The sequence below is a fragment of the Microbacterium sp. NPDC097977 genome (assembly GCF_040302605.1).
Classification (GTDB): Bacteria; Actinomycetota; Actinomycetes; order Actinomycetales; family Microbacteriaceae; genus Microbacterium.
In genome coordinates, this window is record NZ_JBEOUR010000002.1 from 1 (window position 1) to 16,267 (window position 16,267).

11 protein-coding genes are annotated in these 16,267 nt (G+C 68.9%); 5 read left to right on the plus strand and 6 right to left on the minus strand.

From position 1 onward, the window contains the following. Positions 1-66 precede the first annotated feature (66 nt). The 5 genes from ABTZ43_RS00655 to ABTZ43_RS00675 form a co-directional block, all read right to left on the minus strand. Complete coding sequence (locus ABTZ43_RS00655; protein ID WP_350537510.1) at positions 67-1,062, minus strand: substrate-binding domain-containing protein; 996 nt, start codon at positions 1,060-1,062, stop codon at positions 67-69. 180 nt (positions 1,063-1,242) lie between these two features. Then, positions 1,243-2,790, minus strand: coding sequence for a sugar ABC transporter ATP-binding protein (locus ABTZ43_RS00660; RefSeq protein ID WP_350537511.1), 1,548 nt, complete (start codon positions 2,788-2,790; stop codon positions 1,243-1,245). Next, positions 2,787-3,806 (minus strand): LacI family DNA-binding transcriptional regulator, encoded by a 1,020-nt coding sequence (locus ABTZ43_RS00665; protein ID WP_350537512.1) that lies wholly within the window; start codon positions 3,804-3,806, stop codon positions 2,787-2,789. Before ABTZ43_RS00665 ends, ABTZ43_RS00660 begins: the two co-directional genes overlap by 4 nt. Positions 3,807-4,060: 254 nt before the next feature. Beyond that, the gene (locus tag ABTZ43_RS00670) at positions 4,061-6,985 is read right to left on the minus strand and encodes a family 43 glycosylhydrolase (RefSeq protein WP_350537513.1); all 2,925 of its coding nucleotides are present in this window, start codon (positions 6,983-6,985) and stop codon (positions 4,061-4,063) included. Between the two features lie 470 nt (positions 6,986-7,455). Next, on the minus strand, positions 7,456-8,715 hold the full coding sequence (locus ABTZ43_RS00675) for a D-arabinono-1,4-lactone oxidase (protein WP_350537514.1): 1,260 nt from the start codon (positions 8,713-8,715) through the stop codon (positions 7,456-7,458). A gap of 77 nt (positions 8,716-8,792) precedes the next feature. Here ABTZ43_RS00675 and ABTZ43_RS00680 point away from each other — a divergent pair, with 77 nt between their 5' ends. The 5 genes from ABTZ43_RS00680 to arfA all read left to right on the plus strand — a co-directional run bounded on the left by ABTZ43_RS00680 (position 8,793) and on the right by arfA (position 14,724). After that, positions 8,793-9,839 (plus strand): LacI family DNA-binding transcriptional regulator, encoded by a 1,047-nt coding sequence (locus tag ABTZ43_RS00680; protein ID WP_149422215.1) that lies wholly within the window; start codon positions 8,793-8,795, stop codon positions 9,837-9,839. Positions 9,840-9,947: 108 nt separating this feature from the next. Next, positions 9,948-11,285, plus strand: a complete 1,338-nt coding sequence (locus ABTZ43_RS00685) for an extracellular solute-binding protein (protein WP_350537515.1) — start codon at positions 9,948-9,950, stop codon at positions 11,283-11,285. Then, a complete protein-coding gene (locus ABTZ43_RS00690) occupies positions 11,282-12,241 on the plus strand; it encodes a carbohydrate ABC transporter permease (protein WP_149422213.1) in 960 nt (319 codons plus the stop codon). Before ABTZ43_RS00685 ends, ABTZ43_RS00690 begins: the two co-directional genes overlap by 4 nt. After that, positions 12,241-13,146, plus strand: a complete 906-nt coding sequence (locus ABTZ43_RS00695; protein WP_350537516.1) for a carbohydrate ABC transporter permease — start codon at positions 12,241-12,243, stop codon at positions 13,144-13,146. The genes ABTZ43_RS00690 and ABTZ43_RS00695 overlap by 1 nt, the downstream gene beginning before the upstream one ends. Positions 13,147-13,200: 54 nt before the next feature. Beyond that, entirely contained in the window at positions 13,201-14,724 is a 1,524-nt protein-coding gene (arfA, locus tag ABTZ43_RS00700; RefSeq protein WP_350537517.1) for an arabinosylfuranosidase ArfA, read from the plus strand. Positions 14,725-14,936: 212 nt separating this feature from the next. Here arfA and ABTZ43_RS00705 read toward each other — a convergent pair whose 3' ends face one another. Beyond that, positions 14,937-16,070 (minus strand): bifunctional 2-methylcitrate synthase/citrate synthase, encoded by a 1,134-nt coding sequence (locus ABTZ43_RS00705; protein WP_350537518.1) that lies wholly within the window; start codon positions 16,068-16,070, stop codon positions 14,937-14,939. Between the last annotated feature and the right edge of the window lie 197 nt (positions 16,071-16,267).

Consider the following 16,267-nt stretch of genomic DNA (forward strand, 5'->3'; position numbering starts at 1 on the left):
GTGGCGCAGACGCTGCGCCACCCGGACTCGCTGCCGGATCCCTCCGGCGTCGGGGTCGGTTCTCGATCAGTACTTGCGGTCTGCCAGCACGGCCTGCGCGGCCTCGGCGGAGTCGAACGCCTCGCTCGGGACGACGATGTACGAGTCGACGTCCTCGCCGGCCAGCGTCTTCTCCACCACGTCGAGAGCGGTGTCGCCGAACAGCGGGTTGTACTCGTGCACGTAGCTGAGCTCACCGTCGGCGAGGGCCGTCATGGCGTTCTTGGTGCCGTCGATCGTGGCGATCTTGACGTCGGTGCCCACGACGAGGCCGGCCTCCTCGGCGGCCTGCGCCGCGCCGAGTCCCATCTCGTCGTTCTGCGCGAACACGAGCTGGATGTCGTTGCCCGACGACTTGAGCATGGTCTCGAAGACGCTCTTGCCCTCCTCGGCCGACCAGTTGGCGGTCTGCGCGTCGAGCTTCTTCAGCGACGAACCGGCGAGTCCCTCATCGAAGCCCTCGTTGCGCTCGTTCACGACGCCGACGCCGGCGGGACCCTCGAGCACGACGTAGTTGCCGCCGTCGGGGAACGTGGCGGCGGCCCAGGCGCCGACCTCCTTCGCGACCTCGACGTTGTCGGGGGCGATGCGGGTCACGTACAGGCTGTCGTCGTCGGGCTCGATACCGCGGTCGAGGAGGATCACCGGGATCTCGGCCTCCTGCGCACGCTTGAGGGAGTCCTCCCAGCCGGAGGCCTCGGTGGCCGACAGCAGGATCACGTCGACGCCCTCATCGACGAACGACGTGAACGCGTCGATCTGCGACTTCTGGTCGAGGTTGGTGGCCGGGGCGTACTTGAGGTCGTACCCGGCCTCCTCGGTGAACGTGTCCTGGATGTTCTGCTCGTTGGCCTCACGCCAGGCGCCCTCGGGTCCGACGGCGACGAAGCCGACGGTGGTGACACCGTCGGAACCTGCGCCCTCTTCCCCGGAGTCTCCGGTCGAGCAGGCCGCGAGGCCGATGGTGAGTGCGCCGACTGCTGCCAGGCCGAACGCGATGCGGATGCGCTTCTTCGCGGACATTTTCTCTCCTCTTCGAGACGCCGGTAGTCACTCCGGCAACGATGGACCGCCGTGGTCCCTGTCGTGATTGCAGGACCGCGATATCGCGTGTCCTGCCGTGATGTTACCGGGAACAATTTCTGGAACACAAGAGGTGTTCCTCAAATCAACGGTTTCGGTGTCTAACGATTCTGTTACCGATCACAGTTCGACGCTGTGGCCGAGCTCCGCGGCGATCATCTCCACGACCGTGTCGACCGTCACACCCGGTCCGTTGCTGAGCTCGCCGATCTTCTCGCGGTCCTTGAGCACGATGATGCGATCGCTCAGCCGCACGACCTCCTCGAGCTCCGACGAGATGAAGACCACCGCGACCCCGTCTCCCGCCAGCTGGCTGATCCGCCGCTGCACGTCGACCTTGGCGGCGATGTCGATCCCCCGGGTCGGCTCGTCGAGGATCAGCACGTGCGGGCGCACGGCCAGCGCCCGAGCGAGCAGGATCTTCTGCTGCGTACCGCCCGAGAGCACGCCGACCGGTCGATCGAGATCGGCCGGATCGAGATGCAGGGCCTCGACATAGGTCTCCACGAGGGCCGACGCCTCGGCCGGCGCGAGCGGCCTCGACCAGCCGCGCAGCGCCTGCAGCGACAGGATCATGTTCTCCCTGGCCGTGAGCTCGCCGATGATCCCGTGCGTGCCGCGGTTCTCCGCCGACAGCGCGATCCGATGCCGCAGCGCCACCGAGGGGCTGCGCAGCTGCACCTGCTCTCCGTCGATCCAGAGCACGCCGCTGTCTGCGCGCACGGTGCCGCTCAGCAGCGAGGCCACCTCGGTGCGCCCCGACCCCCGCAGCCCCGCGAGGCCCACGATCTCACCCCGCTGGATCTCGATGTCCATCTGCTCGAGCTCGCCGCGGCGGCCCAGATCCGACGCCTGCAGGGCGGGCTGCCCATCGGAGGCGTAGTGGTGCGCCTTGCGTTCGGATCCGAGCGCCCTGAGGCTCTCGATGTCCTTGCCGAGCATCTTCGAGATGAGATCCGCGCGGTCCAGGTCGCGGGTGGCGTATTCGCCCACCCTTCTCCCCCCGCGCAGCACCGTCATGCGGTCGCTGATCGCGAACGCCTGCTCGAGGAAGTGCGAGATGAACAGGATCGCCACGCCCCGCGCGCGGAGCCCACGGATGACGCGCATCAGCGTCGCGACCTCCGCGACGTCGAGACTCGACGTCGGCTCGTCCAGCACCAGCACTCTCGGCTCGTCGACGACGGCCCGAGCCAGCGCCACGAGCTGCTTCTGCGCAGGGGTCAGCAGCGACAGGGGCGTCTTCGGATCGAGATCCTCGAGCCCCAGCCAGGCCAGCGCCTCGGCCGCGTCCGTCCTCGTACGGCGCCAGTCGATCCCGAAGCGCCCTCGGCGCTCCCGGCCCAGCATCACGTTCTCGGCGACGCTGAGGTTCGGGCTCAGCTGCGCCTCCTGGAAGACGGTGGCGATGCCCGCGGCGCGGCTGTCGGCGACGCCGGAGAAGCGGCGCGGCTCGCCGTCGACGAGAACCGACCCGGCATCCGGGGCATGGGTTCCCGTGATCACGCCGACCAGCGTCGACTTGCCGGCCGCGTTCTCGCCCATCACGGCGTGCACCTCGCCGGCGAAGAGCCGGAAGTCGACGCCGTCGAGAGCGCGCGCACCGGGGAACTCGACCGTGATGCTCTCCAGACGCACGACCGGCTCGGGGGCTCGGTCGGCGGTCATCGCACCTCCCGGGGGGCGGCGGACGAGGCCCGGGGCACCAGCTCCGTCGGGATGCGGGTGAGCGCGGGGATGTCGCGGCCCTCGATCGCCGCCCGCAGCATCTCGACGACGGAGGCGCCGAGGGAGCCGAAGTCCTGACGCACGGTCGTGAGCGGCGGCAGGAAGTGCCGGGCGAGGGGGATGTCGTCGAATCCGACGACGCTGAGGTCGGTCGGCACCTCGAACCCTCGGTCATGCAGTCCGTGGACGAGGCCGATCGCCATGTCGTCGTTGGCGGCGAAGATCGCCGTGTACTCGGGCAGCCGGGTGAGCCCCTTCGCGAAGTCGTACGCGAAGTCGGCCGACCAGTCGCCCACGACGATCGGGCGCTCGCGGATGCCCCACGACTTCGCCCTGGTGTGGAACGCGCGCTCCCTGGCCCTGGCGTCCAGCCAGTCGAGGGGCCCCGCCAGATGCAGGATGTCGCGGTGGCCCAGCGCGACCAGATGGTCGACGACCAGGGTCGTGCCGGCGTGCTGGTCGATCGAGACGGTGAGGAACGTGGGGTCGGCGTCGGCCTTGACGACGAGCATCGGCACCGTGATCGCGATGCGGCGGAGCGCGGCCACCGACGACGAGCGCGGCGCGATCACGCACAGCGCATCGACGCCCTGCGTGACGAGATGGTCGACCGCCTCCTGCGGCGACAGGGCGTCGCCCTCGTGCAGCGCCACCGGCGTGACCGAGTACCCCGCCGCTCGGGCGGACAGCTCGACCGCGCGCAGGATGCTGGTCGGCCCGTGCGCCACCGCACTCTCGACGATGACGCCGATCCGGCGCGTGCGCTGGGTGGCGAGCGCCCTGGCCACGAGGTTGGGGCGATAGTCGAGCTCTTCGATCGCCTCGAGGACGCGGCGCTTCGTGTCGGGCTTGATGTTCGGGTGATCGTTGAGCACCCGGGACACGGTCATGTGCGAGACACCCGCGAGGTCTGCCACGTGACGGAGGCCGGGCTTGTCCGAGCCGAGGTTGGGCATGCGCACCTCCGTCGGTCCCGCCTGCAGAGATGTTACCGAGAACAGGCACGGCCGTGCAATCGGGGCGCGCACGCGTAGATCGCACGATTGCGTGTGTCGATCCGCTGATCGGATCTGCCGGCGAGTGCCGGCGGACGCACGACAGGCGGGCCCTCCTCGCCGAGGGACGAGGAGCCCGCCCCTTCCTGCTCTGGGGGCAGCAGGAGGAGGCGGGCTCCCGAGGTCGGTCGCCGCGGGGAAGCGGCGACCGCGCCTCACTCCGACTCGGCCTTCACGACCGAGCGGCCTCTGCGACGCAGGATCCAGACCCCGGATCCGAGCGCCAGGAGAAGAGCGCCGAGCGACGCCGCCGTCAGCGACGCACCCGCGTCCCCTCCGGTGTTCGCGAGGGTACTGCCGGTACCCACGCCGGTGGACGGACCACCGCCGGTCGACGTGCCACCGCCTGTCGACGGGGTACCGGGGCCACCGCCGTCGGTGCCGCCGTCGATGCCGCCGTCGGTCCCGCCATCAGTCCCGCCGTCCGTCCCCCCGTCGGTACCGCCGTCAGTCCCGCCGTCGGTGCCACCGTCGGTCCCACCGTCAGTCCCACCGTCGGTACCGCCGTCCGTTCCACCATCGGTGCCACCGTCCGTTCCACCGTCAGTCCCGCCATCGGTGCCACCGTCCGTTCCACCGTCGGTACCGCCGCCGGTGTCGGCGCGGGCGACGGTGAGCGGCAGTCGTGCGAGCTCCGTCTCCCCGTCACGGAGCACGATGTGGTGCGCACCCGCCGTCGTATCGGCGGGGATCACCACGGTCGCTTCGATCCGCCCGTCGGCGGTGGTCGCGGTCGCGAGCTTGCGGTAGGTGCTCTCGATGCCGATCTCGACCTCGTCCGCCGTCACGCCGGTGGCGGTCACGGTGACAGAACCACCCGCTGCGACCTTCGAGACCGAGAGCTGAGCCTCCAGCTCCACCTCGGGGCTGTCGTCGATCGGGGCGAAGGCCCAGTTGTCGACCTCGAACAGGTCGGTCTCGGCATCCGCGCCCTCGGCGCCGGCGAAGACGAAGAACACATCGTGTTCGCCCGCGGCGCCGGTGACGTCGGCCTCGACCGTCGCCCACTCTCCGACCGCGCCGTCGACAGGGATCTCCGCCACGACGGGACCGTCGACGTCATCCAGACGCACCTGGATGCTGCCTCCGGCGACCAGCGGCTTCACCGTCGCCGACACCGTCTGGGCGCCGGCGCCGAAGTCGACACCCGCGATGCCCGAGAAGTCTCCGTCATCGACGCTCGAGAGCACCATGTTCCCCGACCCGTTGTGCTCGGGGAACTCGACCGAGACGGCATCCGTCGTGGCCGTGGCGATGCCGAGCTGCCAGGCGAGCGTCTCCGCCTCGAAGGTGCGGTACGGGTCGAAGCTCTCGACCTGCTCCACGCCTGCGCGCGTTCCGACGATCGGCTTGATGGTGCCGTCGTCGTTGAACTCGAGCTTGTCGATGTGCACCGAGCGGTAGCCCTGCGTCGCGCCGGGGGTGCCGAGAGCCTCCGCCCACGCCGCCCCGCGCGTCTGCGCGTGGTAGGTGAAGTAGGTCTCGCCCTTGTAGCTGAACATGTCGGAGTGGTTGTTGCCGCCGTTGCCCGCACCGAAGAACGTGCCCTGGTTCTGGAACGCCACACCCGCATACTCCGACGAGCCGAGCGTCATCGGGTCATCGGTCATCATGTAGGCGATTCCCCCGCGCGACGGATACTGCCCGGGCACTTCGTTCACCTGGAAGTTCGACGAGTAGGAGTAGTAGTACTTGCCGTCGCGCTTGAAGATGCTCGATGCCTCGAAGATGCCGGGGGCGTCGATCTCGACCGGGTCGCCGTCGAGGGTGACCATGTCGTCCTTCAGCTTCACCACCCGGGTCGACTTCGGATTCTGCGGTCCCTGCACGTTCGGCGCGGTGCCGATCTGCGAGTTGCCGCCGAAGTACAGGTAGCCCTGTCCGTCGTCGTCAATGAAGACCTCGGGGTCGAACAGCCACATGCCTGCGGGGAACCCGCCTCCGGCGATGTAGTCGGGCGACACGGTGTCGGGAATGATCTTCTTGCCCACCGGATCGGTCCACGGGCCCAGGGGCGAGCCGCCGACGACGACGGCGGTGCCGGTTCCGTTGTCGCAGAAGTAGAGATAGACGTTGCCGTCCTTCTCGATGGCCGCCGGTGCCCAGGAGTTGCGGGACCACGGTGCGGCACCGCCTTCGCGAGCGATCGGCACCGCGCCGTGATCGACCCAGTTGACCATGTCGGTCGTGGACATCACGTTCAGGCGGGTGATGCCGCCGTAGCCGTTCGACTGCGTCGGCAGGCCGTTCTCGTCCTTGCTGTTCAGCTCGTACTGCTGCGTGTCATCGGTCGAGTAGATGTAGAGACGACCGTTGTACACGAGGTGATGCGGGTCCGCACCGAATTTGTGCCCGACGAGAGGGTTGTGGTCGCCGATGGGCTTGGTCTGCACCTTCTCGAGGCTCGTGAAGGCGGGCACCTCCGGCGCGTCGGCGATCTTGACCAGCGAGACGTCGTCGACCGAGAAGTCCTGCAGCGCGCCGGAGCCCCACGGCGTCTCCACGAACAGCCATCCCGCCGCGACGTGCTTCGCCTCGGCGGTGAACTCCTGCGAGAACGTGCCCCACTCACCCTTCGTGAACGTGTGGCCGTAGTCGGCGCAGCCGTTGAAGTTCGTGGGGCAGAACGTGAAGTTGAACTGCTGGGTCGGGTTGCCCTCGTCGTATCTGAGCGAGCCGGTGAGCCGGTAGGTGGCACCCAGCTCGATCTTGTCGACGACGCTCGCGAACGGACCCGACTGGGTGTTCTCGCGGCCGGTGACCGTGAGGGCGTGCGCGCCGCTGGCGGCATCATCGCCGAGGGCGAGCGTGCCGCCGCGGACGTTGGTCCACCCGGCCAGGTCGGAGACGAACCTGCCGTCCGGCAGGAGGTTGCCGGGAACCGCGGGCGGCTCGGTCACCGTCACCCCGGTCTCGAAGGCGCCGTGGGAGACGGAGTTCGTGGGGGCGGCGACCGCCGCTCCGGGTGCGGCCACCGCGGTGACGGACGAGGCGAGGAGGGCAGCGATCCCCCACAGCGCGGCGGGGCGCGAGAGGGATCGGCGGCGCTGCCGATCGGCGGATCTGGGCTGGGACTTCACGGGTGTTCTCCTTGTGTATCGATCGCTCGAGGGCGCGCGGGCGCGCTCCGATGACGGCGCTCTCTCAGAGAGGGAGGCCGTCGCGGGTGGGGACCTCAGGCGAGGGTGGGGATGCGACCGACTCGTCCGCCGCGGTGGATCACCGAGACGGTCGTCGGTCCCTTGTGGGGTCGTGGGGTCGCGGGGTCGTGAGGTGCGGTTCGGCGGAACGCTTTCCCGGCGGACTCAGCGGGACTGTCGGGGGGTCCCCTGCCGGACGGCTCGCTCCGGACGACGGGCCGCGACAGGGCGACCGTGTGGACTGAGCGGGATGACCGCGATGCTGTTCATGCACTCTCCTCCTTGAGATGCCGGAGCCTCGCACGACGAGAGCCCGGTGGCCCTGGCGGGCCGCGATGATCACTACGGTTCGGATGTTACCGGTAACAGATTGGAGGACACAAGGTGAAATCCAGAACACCGGGTGCTCGTTACAGACCGAGCCGCTCGAGGTAGGGGTTCACGAGGCGACGCTCGGGGTCGAAGCGGGCGGCCAGCGCAGCGAAGTCGTCCCATCGCGTGTACCGCGAGCGCACCTCGGCGGGGTCGAGCGCGAACACCTTGCCCCAGTGCGGGCGGGCGGTCGCCGGGAGCAGTGCTTCGAGCGTGGGGAGGAAGGCGCGGACGGCCGCCTCGTCGGGCTTCCACGTGAAGTGGATGCCGACGGCATCCGTGCCGTGCGCGGAGCTCAGCCAGAGGTCGTCCGCGGCGACCGTGCGGATCTCGTTCACGAGCAGCAGCGGGGCGATCTGCCCGGCGAGGGTGCGCACCGCCTGGATCGCGGCCACGGCATCCGCCCGGGGCACCAGATACTCGCTCTGGATCTCCGCGCCGGCGGACGGGGTGAACTCGAGCTTGAAGTGCGCGAGGCGCTCGAACCAGGGCCCTGGCACGCCGAGTTGGTCCGTGCAGGCGATGGGATCGACGCCGAGGATCGGATGCCGCGTGCTCGCGGCCGGCTCCGCGCCGAGCCGTTCGAACAGGTCGTCGCGCAGCAGCTCATGCGCCTCGGGATGACGCTGCTTGACCCAGATCTGGTCGGCGATGTCGGTGCGGGTCCACGTCGAGAAGATGCTGACGCTCGTGCCGACGCCGGTGACCTCGTCGAAGTCCGCGAGGATCGCGTCCCAGGACGGATGCTCGAACACGTGCTGCGCCACGTCGTAGGTCGGCTCCACGTCGAGCGTCACGTCGACCACCGCGCCGAGCGCGCCGAGGCTCACGACCGCACCCTCGAAGTCCTCGTCGCCACGGGAGAGGGCACGCACCTCGCCCGCCGGCGTGACGACGGTGAGCGCACGCACGGACGACGCCAGCGAGCCGAGCGCGTCTCCGGACCCGTGCGTGCCCGTCGCGACCGCGCCGGCGACCGAGATGTGGGGCAGCGAGGCGAGGTTCGCGAGCGCCAGGCCCTCGGCCGCGAGGCGCGGGCCGATGTCGCCGTAGCGCAGCCCGCCCGAGACGCGCACCGCGTCACGGGCGGCGTTCACCTCGAACACCTCGGGCAGACGGTCGAGCACGACGAGCACCCCGTCGGTGTCGGCGATGTCGTTGAAGCAGTGGCGGGAGCCGAGCATCCGCATCGCCCCGCCGCCTGCGAACACCTCCTGCAGCTCGGCGATCGACGACGGATGCTCGATCCGTGACGCCCGGTACGTGAGATTGCCGGCCCAGTTGCGTTCGATCGTCATGGCGCCATAGTAGCCAGCACTCCGGGGAGTACATCGATGTACGAAGCGGGCCGCCCCTCCGTCGCTAGGCTGACCGCATGACAGCGATGCCGCCGCCCCGCGCGACGATGAAGGACGTGGCGGCGCTCGCAGGGGTCTCGCCCAAGACCGTCTCGAACGTCGTCACCGGCACGACCGCGGTGAGCGAGGAGACCCGGCGCAAGGTCGACGCGGCCATGGCGCAGCTCGACTTCGTCCCCAACCTCAACGCCAGGGGGCTGCGCAAGGGACGCTCGGGAATCATCGCCGTGGCGCTCCCGGACCTCGCGACGGCGTTCTCGGCCGAGCTCGTGCACCGCCTCGTCGAGGCTGCTCACGAGCGCGGCCTCGCCGTGCAGATCGAAGAGACGGCGACCGACCCGGAGCGCGAGCGCGAGCTCGTCTCCCGAGCGCGCGCTCACCTGGTCGACGGGCTGATCCTCAACCCCATCCGCCTCGAGGACAGCGTGCTGAAGTACGCCGACCGCCTGCCCCCTCTCGTCGTGCTCGGCGAGGTCGAGCAAAACCGGGCCGATCACGTCCGCATCGACAGCCGGCGCGCGGCGGCCGAGGCGACCAGACACGTGCTCTCCCGCGGGGCCACCCGCATCGCCGTGATCGGCGCCGACGACGACTCCGCGGTGGCCACCGCGACGAGCCGACTGCGCCTCGAGGGCGTGCACGACGCCCTGCGCGAGGCCGGCATCACGCGGGACACCGCTCTCGAGATCAATCCGATGCCGTGGTCGATGACGGGTGGCGCCGAGGGCGTGCAGACGCTGTTCCGCCGTGGCGTCGCCTTCGACGCGATCATCGCCCTCACCGATACGCTCGCCCTCGGCGCCCTGCATGCGCTGCACGATCACGGCGTGAGCGTTCCCGACGATGTGATCGTGACCGGCTTCGACGACGTCGAGTTCTCGCGCTACACGTCTCCCTCGCTGACGACCATCGCCTTCGACCGTCGCGCCTTCGCGGATGCCGCGCTCGGCCTGCTGGAGTCGCGCATGGACGACCGCACCGCCCCGCCGCGGTCGCTCACCCTGTCGCACCACCTGCTCGAGCGCGACAGCACACGCGGCACCCCGCGCGGCCACCGCCCCTGACGCACCCGCTCCGGTCCGTGGACGCGTCCGCATCGGAACTCTCTTGCGCCGTCGATTACATCGATGTAATGATGGGTCGACCCTCACCGCTGTCACGAAGGAGTGACGATGACGCCCCCGCTCGATATGTCTCGGCGGCAGTTTCTGACTGCCGCCTCGGTCACGGCCGCCGCGGCTCTGCTCGCCGGGTGCGCCCCCGGCACCACGCCGGGCACGAACGCCCAGACACTGCAGTTCTGGCACCTGCTCTCGGGCGGCGACGGCGTGACGATGTCGCAGTTGCTCGACACCGCCAACGCCGCACAGGACGCATATCGCATCCGGCCCACCGTGCTCGCCTGGGGCACGCCCTACTACACGAAGCTCGCGATGGCCGGAGCCGGCGGCCGCGCCCCCGACGTCGCCATCATGCACGCCACCCGCACGGTCGGCTGGGCGCCCGGAGGCCTGCTCGACACGTGGGACCTCGACCGGCTGGCCTCGCTCGGCGTCGACAGCACGACGTTCCCGAAGCCGATCTGGGAGAAGGGCTTCGTCGGCGAGAACATGTACAGCATCGCTCTCGACGCGCATCCGTTCGTGGCGATGTTCAACACCGACGTGTGCGACGCCGCAGGAGTCCTCGACAGCGACGGGCGTCTGCAGCAGACGACGTCTCCCGAGGAGTTCCTCGATCAGCTGCGGGCCATCGGCGGCCAGGCCGAGGGCCATGCGCTCTCGTACGGGTACCTCGGCGACGGCGCTCAGATGTGGCGCCTCTTCTACACGTTCTACTCGCAGCACGGCGGCGCGATGGAGCTGCCCGCGGGTGGCAAGGCCGTGATCGACAAGGATGCCGCCGTCGAATCGCTCTCACTGATGCGCACCCTGCTCGACGGCGAGATCGCCCTCGCGCAGGCCGACTACGGCAGCGCGGTCGCCGAGTTCGCGACCGGCAAGAGCGGGATGCTGTTCACCGGCGTCTGGGAGCTGCGCACCATGCAGAACGCGGGGATCCCGTTCGACGCGACGATGATCCCCACCCTCTACGGCACCCCGGCGGTCTACGCCGACTCACACTCGTTCGTGCTTCCGCACCAGGCGAACGCCGACGACGAGAAGCGCGACCTCACCTACCGGTTCGTGGCCGACATGCTCAAGGGCTCGTTCGGCTGGGCGGAGGCGGGGCACATCCCCGCGTTCCTCCCCGTCACCGAATCCGCCGAATACGCCGACCTGATCCCGCAGGCGCACTACGCCGAGGCCGCGCAGCAGGTGGTGTACGACCCGACCGCGTGGTTCACCGGATCCGGATCGAACTTCCAGGGCGAGTTCGGCGCCGCCGTGCAAGGCGTGCTGCTCTCGGGCGACGACCCCGCCGCGGCCGTCGACCGTTTCGAAGCGCGTGTGAACACCCTCCTCCGACAGCCGAACCCGGCAGACCCCGAGGGGACGTTCGCATCATGACGACCACCACCGCGGCCACCGACTCGACCCGCACGATCGTCACCGGTTCGAAGACCGGCGCACCGGCCCGCCGTGCGGGATCCCGCAACCGCGAACAGCTCATCAGCTGGGCGTTCCTCGCGCCCTTCCTCATCGCGTTCGTGCTCTTCCTCGCCTGGCCCATCGTGCACGGCATCATCCTCAGCTTCACCGACCAGTCGCTCACCGGCGCCGGCGGAGCATTCGTCGGGTTCGCCAACTACGCCGAAGCGCTCGCCGACCCCGTCATGTGGCGCTCGATGGGCAACACGGTCTGGTTCACGCTGCTGTCCACCGTGCCGCTCGTCGTGATCGCGCTGCTGATGGCCGCTCTCGTCGATCGCGGCATCCCCGGCCAGTGGCTGTGGCGCCTGTCGTTCTTCATGCCGTACCTGCTCGCCTCCACCGTGATCTCGCAGATCTGGGTGTGGATCTTCAACCCCCAGATCGGTGCGGCCAACAACATCCTGCAGGCGTTCGGTCTCGAGCCGATCGCCTGGCTGCAGAACCCCGACACCAACATGCTGTCGATCGTCATCGCCACCGTCTGGTGGACCGTCGGCTTCAACTTCCTGCTCTATCTGGCGGCGATGCAGAACATCCCGCCGCAGCAGTACGAGGCGGCGTCCCTCGACGGCGCCGGTCCCTGGCGGCAGTTCTGGTCGATCACACTCCCCCAGCTGGGCCCGGCGACCGTCCTCATCCTGATCCTGCAGATCCTGGCGTCGCTGAAGCTGTTCGATCAGGCGTACCAGATGCTCGGCGGCGTCGCGAGCGACACCACCCGCTCGATCGTCCAGTACATCTACGAGGCCGGCTTCGTCAGCTACCGATTCGGCTACTCGGCCGCGATCTCCTACGTGTTCTTCGCTCTCATCGTCATCATCGGCGTCGCGCAGGCTCTGATCTCGCGTCGCCGGAAGGAGTCGCAGCTGTGATGTCCACCGCCACTCTCACCGAGACCCTCACGACGGCGAAACCCCGTCGCCCCCGCCGCCCGCACCTGCCGGGCGAGAAGCCGTTCGGCGCACTGCGCATCAGCGCTCTCGTGGTGCTGATCGTGCTCGCCGTCGGCTGGCTGCTGCCGTTCCTCTGGGCGGTGGCGACGGCCTTCAAGACCGAGACGGATGCCGCCAGCGGAGACCCCTCGTGGATCGGCGCCACCGGTCCGACGATCGAGGCCTTCACCGCGATCCTGTCGCAGGGCAACGTCTACACCTGGGCCTTCAACAGCCTGTGGACGTCGATCGCGGTGACCCTGATCACCCTCACGATCTCGGCGCTGGCCGCCTACGCGTTCTCGAGACTCGACTTCACCGGGCGCAAGTGGCTCTTCGTCGCGATCATCGCCTCGATCGTGGTGCCGCCGCAGGTGCTCATCATCCCGCTGTTCTACGAGATGCTCGCGTTCAACATGATCGACACCTACTGGGGGCTCATCCTGCCGCAGGTGGTGGCTCCGGCCATGGTCTTCATCCTGAAGCGGTTCTTCGATGCGATCCCGATCGAGCTCGAGGACGCGGCGCGCGTCGACGGAGCGAGTCGGTTCCGCATCTTCTGGTCGATCGTGCTGCCGCTCTCCCGTCCGATCCTCGCCTCCGTCGCGATCTTCGTGTTCATCGGCGCCTGGAACAACTTCCTCTGGCCGTTCCTCGTCATCAACGACACCACGCTGATGACGCTGCCGGTCGGACTCCAGACGGTGATCAGCGCCTACGGCGTGCAGTACGCGCAGGTCATGGCTCAGGCCGTGCTCGCGGCGCTTCCGCTGATCATCGTGTTCATCATCTTCCAGAAGCAGATCGTCAAGGGCGTCGCGACCAGCGGCTTCGGCGGTCAGTAGTCCCTCCCCCGGCCCCCGGGCCGAAAATCCGCAGAGCCAGAATCAAGGAGTGCAATGAGCAAGGCCCGCATCACCATCGACCGCGACTTCACCATCGCCGATGTCCCCCGGAGACTCTTCGGGTCGTTCGTCGAGCACATGGGGCGCTGCGTGTACACCGGCATCTACGAGCCGGGACACCCGCAGGCCGATGAGCGGGGCTTCCGGCAGGACGTCCTCGCCCTCGTGAAGGAGATGGGCCCCACCGTGGTCCGCTACCCCGGAGGCAACTTCGTCTCGGGGTACCGGTGGGAAGACGGCGTCGGCCCCGTCGAGGATCGCCCCGTGCGCATCGACGGCGCCTGGCACACGATCGAGACCAACGCGTTCGGTCTGCACGAGTTCATGGACTGGGCGAAGGAGGCCGACGTCGAGGTGATGGAGGCGATCAACCTCGGCACCCGCGGTGTCGAGGAGGCCCGCTCGCTCGTCGAATACGCCAACCACCCGAGCGGCACGTACTGGTCGGACCTGCGTCGCAGGAACGGCGCCGAGAAGCCCTTCGACATCAAGCTGTGGTGCCTGGGCAACGAGCTCGACGGACCGTGGCAGATCGGCGGCAAGACCGCGACCGAGTACGGCCGGCTCGCTCAGGAGTCCGCCAAGGCGATGAAGCTCGTCGACCCCAGCATCGAACTGGTGGCCGTGGGATCCTCCGGCCGGTCGATGCCGACGTTCGGCACCTGGGAGAACACCGTCCTCACCCACGCGTACGACGAGGTCGACTTCATCTCGATGCACGCGTACTACCAGGAGCACGACGGCGATGCCGAGTCGTTCCTCGCGGAGTCGGTCGACATGGATGCCTTCATCGACGGTGTCATCGCGACGATCGACGCCGTGAAGGCGGCGGGCAAGCACACGAAGCAGGTCGACATCTCGTTCGACGAGTGGAACGTGTGGGACCAGGTGAAGTTCAACGATGTCGAGTCGGTCGAGATCGCGAAGGCCGGGTGGAAGAAGCATCCGCGTCTGATCGAAGACACCTACAACGTGACGGATGCCGTCGTCGTGGGCACGCTGCTCAACAGCCTGCTGCGGCACGGCGACCGCGTGAAGATCGCCAACCAGGCGCAGCTCGTCAACGTGATCGCGCCGATCCGCTCGGAGGAGAACGGCCCGGCCTGGCGCCAGACGAGCTTCTGGCCCTTCGAGCGCATGGCGCGTCTCGCCAAGGGACGCATCCTGCGTCTCGCGGTGTCGGCTCCGCAGATCGAGACGAAGCGCTACGGCGGCGTCGACGCGATCGATGCGGCCGCGACCTGGGACGAGGAGACCGGACGCGTCGTCGTGTTCGTCGCGAACCGCTCACTCGACGAGGAGAGCGACCTCACCGTCGACCTGCACGGCCTGAGCGGCCTGCGGGTCGTGAACGCCGAGACCCTGACGATCCCCGAGGGTGGCGACCGCCACACCGCGAACCTCGAGACCACGCCGGATGCTGTGCACATGGTGCCGCTCGCCGGCGCCGAGGTCGTCGACGGCACGGTGCGCGCGACGCTGCCGCCGCTGTCGTGGTCGGTCATCGAGCTCGCCTGACGCGGCGCCGCACCGCCCCGTCCGAGGCCGAAGCACCGAGACCCGCCCGTTGAGCGCGTTTCGTCTCGCTCCGCTCGCTCAACAACCGGAGCGAAGCACCGAGACGAAACGCGCACACGTCAAGCGCGTTTCGTCTCGCTCGCGGATCCTGAGCGAGGAGCGAAGCACCGAGACGAAGGGCGTTCAACGGGCGGGACGGGAAACCGGTGCGCTCAGCTCTCGACGTGTCGCTCGTCGACCCCGTCGTAGAACGACAGCGGACGGATCAGCGCGTTCGCGCCGGCCTGCTCGATGACGTGCGCCGTCCACCCGGTCACGCGCGCGGCGACGAACAGCGGGGTGAAGGTGAGGGTGTCGAAGCCGATCAGGTTGTACGCCGGGCCCGAGGGATAGTCGAGGTTCGGGTAGATGCCCTTGCGCGCCACGAACTCCGACTCGAGCGCGTCGTACAGCGCCGCGACCTCGGGCTTGTCGTAGTGCGCGACGAGGGTGTCCAACGCCGCCTTCATGGTCGGCACCCTCGAGTCGCCGCTCTTGTAGACGCGGTGGCCGAAGCCCATGATCTTTCGCTTCTCGGCGAGCGCCTCGTCGAGCCACGGCACGACGTTCGACGCCTCGCCGATCTCGTCGAAGATGTGCAGCACGGCCTCGTTGGCGCCGCCGTGCAGCGGGCCCTTGAGCGCACCGATCGCTCCGACCACGGCCGAGTACAGGTCGCTCAGGGTCGACGTGATCACGCGAGCCGTGAAGGTCGACGCGTTGAACGAGTGCTCGGCGTACAGGATCATCGAGCGGTTGAACGCGTCGACGACGACCGGGTCGGGCTCCTCACCGAACGTCATCCAGAGGAAGTTCGCCGAGTAGTCGAGGTCGTCGCGCGGCGCGATCGGCTCCTCGCCGCGGCGACGTCGCTGGCCGTACGCGACGATCGCGGGAAGAGCGGCGAACAGACGGATGCTGCGCTCGAGGTTCTCCTCGGGGCTGCCGCCCGCATCGAGCACCGAACCGCCGGCGTTCGTGTCGGACGCGCCGATCAGGCTCACGGCCGTGCGCACCTCGTCCATCGGGTGCGCCTCGATCGGGATCAGGTCGATCGCCGCCTTGACGTTGTCGGTCAGGGCGCGATGCGGGCGCTCCTGCGCCCGGAAGGCCGCGAGTTCCTCGAATGTCGGCAGCTCGCCGTGCCAGAGCAGATAGGCGACCGCCTCGAAAGGCTGGGTCGCCGCCAGCTCCTGCACCGGATAGCCGCGGTAGAGCAGGCTGTTCGTCTCGGGGTTGACCTTCGAGATCGCCGTCGTGTCGACGACGACCCCGGCGAGGCCCTTCTTGATGTCCGGCTCGGTCATGCTCACTCCTTCGTGTACTTCGTCTCGTCGCTGCGCTCCTCGCTCAGCAACCGGATGGTCTCATCGTCACTCAGTCCTGGAGCACCCATCGTCCCGCAACCCGGCTTCCTGGGCGACCCATCATCCCGCAGCCCCGCCCCCTGAGCGCCCTTCGTCTCGTCGCTTCGCTCCTCGCTCAGGACCCGCAAGCGCGACGA